This is a genomic window from Lentimicrobium sp. S6 (genome assembly GCF_013166635.1).
GTDB lineage: Bacteria > Bacteroidota > Bacteroidia > Bacteroidales > UBA12170 > UBA12170.
On the sequence record NZ_JABKBZ010000147.1, the window covers coordinates 1 to 3,715 of the forward strand.

Genomic DNA, 3,715 nt, shown 5'->3' on the forward strand with positions numbered 1-3,715 from the left:
TGACTGTACATGTTTATCAGAACCAAAGCAGTCGGTTCTATTTCCATCACCTCCAATGTCATTATTTTAAAAGCTAAAGCCCTTTGCTGAAAAATCTAATATTCTATAATTCACCGATTACACTTCGAGGTGTTTGGGAAAAGCCACCCCGCCTAATTCCTAAGTCTATTATTGCTTAATAGCATTGTAACTATGAAAAGGCTAAAAACCATTGCTCCCCATAATTTTTAATGTGACCCATAAAGACGCCTTCATGTTCAACCCTAATCTGCCTCAGAAGTTATAACAGGGATATAGATTATTCCTCGTAAATCATTTCAACATCATCAATTATTAGCACACTGCCTATCGCACCAGCAAAATTTGCCCCATCATAACTTGATGAAGCCACTAGCGTTATGTGTGTAGGCAAAACAAATGATGCTGAATCACTACTCACAAAACCATGATCGACAGGAAACATATATTCGGGAAAAGAGTCGTCCAACTCCCCATAAATAAAAGGGATCTCAAGTGTAGTTAATGCCTCTTGTGTTTCAGAACTTCTAGTCCAGGCAGTAGCTAATCTTTCAGTTTTTCCACCCAATCTAATTTCTAACAAAGCGTATATATCGCAAGCATCCGGATAATCAAGAATATTTCCAGGTTTGTCTTTGTTTTCGTCACCAGGAACATACGAGTATTTTAATCTTAGTAGGCGGGGTCTCCCTACGAAAGGAGTACCAAATTCAATGGCTGCCTGTGGATTTGATAGATCAATATTATCTGGATTAAAGACTCCTGTAAAAATAGAACCCGCCGAAATTGGAGCGCCAAAAGCGCCTGCTAAGCTCCCATTGTCAAGCGTAATCATTTTGGCTGCTAGATTATCTGCTCCCATATCTTCGGGTATGGTTGCTAATTTATTTAATACTTGAGTACCCTGATTTCCTGTTCCCCAAATGGTATTTGCGCCACTTTCGCCAGGCTCATAATAATCGGAAGCTGTTTGATACCATAAACTAAAATCTCCGTTACTAAGCTGTGGAGTAACTGAAGCCACATAGGAAAAAACAGTCCAGGTATGTACGCTTCCATCTTCGGCGGTTATTAATATTGTTTGTGGAGTATTTAAATCTAAAGCATCTCCAACTTGTTTATCAGAAGAAGCAAAAGATGAAAGATTTAAAGCCTGTATATTAATCTCAGATAAATCAACGCCCCCAGGTATTTCAACAGTAACTGTTAAATTCTTTGTGTCTATTTTTGCATTGGTGGCCTGGTTACTAACAACCATATCCTTAATATTGCCATACCTTGATAAACCAAAGTGGTCTTCTTTTACACAGGATTGAATTAATACTGATGAAAGTATTGCAATGGCTATTTTCATTATATTTTTTTTCATAGCTTATGGTTTTTACTTATTAGAACCTATATAATAGGCTAAACCTAATTCAAGAGATAATATATTTATATTAAAATCAACATTTTGACGTATTTCTCGTGATGAAGGGCCATCATTTATACTGCTTTCTGAAACTTTCAAATTATAACCCAGCACATTTAACTGAATTTCAAAGGCAAAGTTTTCCATGGCAAAGAAGGTAATTCCAGGGCTTAAACCTACTCCCAACATATAATCAGTGCCATATTGCTTTTTAATTTCATCATTGTATTTAATTTCTCGTTTTAAATTACTAGCCATGCCAAATGAAACGCCTATATCGGTAAAAAAACTTAACCTATCATTTTTAGTTAAGGGTACAGAAGACCTAAAATGTGGAGTTACAGCAAATCCTCTGGTAATAGAATTTGATTGTAAGGTATCCGGATCTCTGAAAACACTTCCTTCAAAATGCGTTTGATAATAATTGAAGTTTATACCGGCCATTCCATAATTTCCGGTATAATACCCTACTTTAGCCACAATGTTATAATCCAACTTTTCACCTTCAATAACTTGCTGCACTAAGTAATCAGTGTTTTCTAACTTTTTATCTTCTAGTGAAAAAGCTAGGCCCAGGTATATGTTTTTCTTTTTAAAAGGTTGAAAGTTATTATCGTAATAGTCTGACATCAATTCATAGGGAGTGAACTCCTCTTTTTGGCTATCTTGTTCCTTTTGTGCAAAGCACAACTGAAAAGTAATTACACTTATAAATGTTAGAATGCCTATTTTTTTCATTTTTAGATGTTTAAAGTTTTGTTTTAATTACTATATACCAAGCACTTAGAGTCGATCTAAATATTTTTGCTTTAGCCGTATAAATTCAGCCTGATTAATAATTTCATCATCAAACAATTCCTTTAGCTTTTTAAGATTTTCAATAGCTTCGGCTTTTTCAATTTCAATATAAACCACATGGTTTTCGACATATTGTTGATGAGAAATTAAACTATCAGTGCGTTTTAAAAGTTGTTCATTTGTTCGATTTAATTGTATTAAAGAATCGTACATTATCTGATTCCGCATTAATAAATGCTCATCTGTTGAATCAACCATTGCAATAAGAGAATCTAATAGTGCAGCAGAGCGATTCGGATCAAAATCTTGCTTAATGAATTTTTCTTTGAAAGCTAAATAAATAGCACCATAATTATCAACTAATTTTTGAAGCAAATCGTTTTTATAAGATACGATTTTTAATGTATCTGCTAATCTTTCGATTTCTATGTTTTTTTTATTGGTTAAGAATTGACAATGACCTGATATTGAGATAAAAGTCAATGCCATGAATAAAAGAGATATCTTTTTCATTTTTCAAGATGCTTTTAATAAATAATTTTTTTAGTTTTTTGTTAAATATTGAGGCGTATAAATTACTACTCCTATTTCATAACCAGCCACAGGTTTACTATTTTCTATTTTAATTATACTTTTCTATTGACTTGGGCCTCATTGAGTATCCCAAATTTATATTCGATGTACCATCTACCAAAAAAAGCTCTTTCGTTAAACTTTCTGTTCGTAAGGTACCTTCAACCCACACTGGTGTATAACGAGAACTGATTTCATAGCCCTTATCAAAATTTATATAAACAATTTGATTTTGCGGTGGTGGCGGTGTATGTATACAAGCTCCTACCCAAGGCACCAAAAGAAATTCTATTCCTTTTTTTCCATCAAAGTCCAACGGCAATAAATAACCTAACATTCTAATATATAATCCATTTAATGAATCAACAACAGCTTCCGCCCTCTCTCTCCGAAGCTCCGTAATAGCTTCGCGCTCGGCAAACAAGCCCTCAATGTCAACTCCTTCAGCAGTGAGTTTTTTTTCTGTTTCTTCAATTTTTTTCAGCGTTTCATCGCCCACACTTCCAAATTTTCTTTCTTTAAGCATCCGCATTCTCGCTACATAACTTAAATCATAAATTTGGTCCTCCGTCAATTTTTCAAAAGGATCATCAATTTTAACTTCATCCGAAACCAGATTAAACCATTGAATTACTTTAACCTCCTGAGCAAATAGGCTGGTAAAAACAGAAAAGTGAAAATTATATGGCGCATGTTTTTTTTAAAGTTTTTTATTATAAAAGCAAGTTACATTTTAACTGTCATTCCATCCAAAAGTGAGTATTTACTGAAGTTTCTCACCGTTATAAACTGAGCATTTTAGAGAAAAAATGCAGCATGAAACCTTGGGAATCCCTTGGTTTTATTGTATCTTTAGGTTACCACACAAAAAGTACAAAACATGCTACATTACGAAGATATCTCAAAAACAGAAGA

Annotated in this window: 4 protein-coding genes; all 4 read right to left on the reverse strand. The window is 33.9% G+C overall.

All coding sequences use genetic code 11. The features are described 5' to 3' along the window. Positions 1 to 298 precede the first annotated feature (298 nt). The 4 genes from HNS40_RS21730 to HNS40_RS21745 all read right to left on the reverse strand — a co-directional run bounded on the left by HNS40_RS21730 (position 299) and on the right by HNS40_RS21745 (position 3,374). Positions 299 to 1,387, reverse strand: coding sequence for a PCMD domain-containing protein (locus HNS40_RS21730; protein WP_172284819.1), 1,089 nt, complete (start codon positions 1,385 to 1,387; stop codon positions 299 to 301). A gap of 12 nt (positions 1,388 to 1,399) precedes the next feature. Then, positions 1,400 to 2,167: a hypothetical protein gene (locus HNS40_RS21735; RefSeq protein ID WP_172284820.1), complete on the reverse strand. Its 768-nt coding sequence runs from the start codon at positions 2,165 to 2,167 to the stop codon at positions 1,400 to 1,402. A 45-nt stretch (positions 2,168 to 2,212) separates the two neighbouring features. Continuing rightward, positions 2,213 to 2,740, reverse strand: a complete 528-nt coding sequence (locus tag HNS40_RS21740; protein ID WP_172284821.1) for a hypothetical protein — start codon at positions 2,738 to 2,740, stop codon at positions 2,213 to 2,215. Positions 2,741 to 2,849: 109 nt separating this feature from the next. Next, complete coding sequence (locus tag HNS40_RS21745; RefSeq protein ID WP_172284822.1) at positions 2,850 to 3,374, reverse strand: DUF3299 domain-containing protein; 525 nt, start codon at positions 3,372 to 3,374, stop codon at positions 2,850 to 2,852. Positions 3,375 to 3,715 lie beyond the last annotated feature (341 nt).

What these genes read in the sequence shown, in the direction of transcription:
- HNS40_RS21730 (WP_172284819.1), bottom strand. Translation starts at nt 1,387, where the DNA reads ATGAAAAAAAATATAATGAAAATAGCCATTGCAATACTTTCATCAGTA.
- HNS40_RS21740 (WP_172284821.1), bottom strand. Translation starts at nt 2,740, where the DNA reads ATGAAAAAGATATCTCTTTTATTCATGGCATTGACTTTTATCTCAATA.
- HNS40_RS21735 (WP_172284820.1), bottom strand. Translation starts at nt 2,167, where the DNA reads ATGAAAAAAATAGGCATTCTAACATTTATAAGTGTAATTACTTTTCAG.